This is a genomic window from Halobacillus sp. A1, assembly GCF_024189295.1.
Classification (GTDB): domain Bacteria; phylum Bacillota; class Bacilli; order Bacillales; family Halobacillaceae; genus Halobacillus_A.
In genome coordinates, this window is record NZ_JAIZEN010000080.1 from 1 (window position 1) to 323 (window position 323).

At 37.2% G+C, this 323-nt stretch carries 1 protein-coding gene; it reads right to left on the reverse strand.

Annotation, left to right across the window (positions count from 1 at the left end; genetic code table 11):
• A partial coding sequence (locus tag LF817_RS20085; protein WP_253937572.1) for a transposase occupies positions 1–244 on the reverse strand: 244 nt, incomplete at its 3' end.
• Positions 245–323: the final 79 nt, after the last annotated feature.

Here is a 323-nt window from a genome sequence, read left to right on the forward strand (position 1 = left end):
CAACCTCCATCATAAGACGCTGATTTTCTTTTTTCAGCCTGATATTTTCATTTTGTTCAGCTGTCCGGTTGTCTTCTTCCTTGAAAGAACCCGTATTTCTAAACTGACTAAGCCAACGATCAAAGGCTGAGGAAGATAATTCGTATTCCTTTAAGATTTCTTTTCTGGGTTTTCCATTTTCATTTAACTGCACCACTTGCTTCTTAAATTCATCTGTAAAGTTACGGCGATTCCTTGGGGTCATGTGTAGTCTCCTTAATTGAAATATTTAGTAAAGTGTAACTCACCTTAACGAAACTGTCCAAATAAGTGTAGCCTATCCA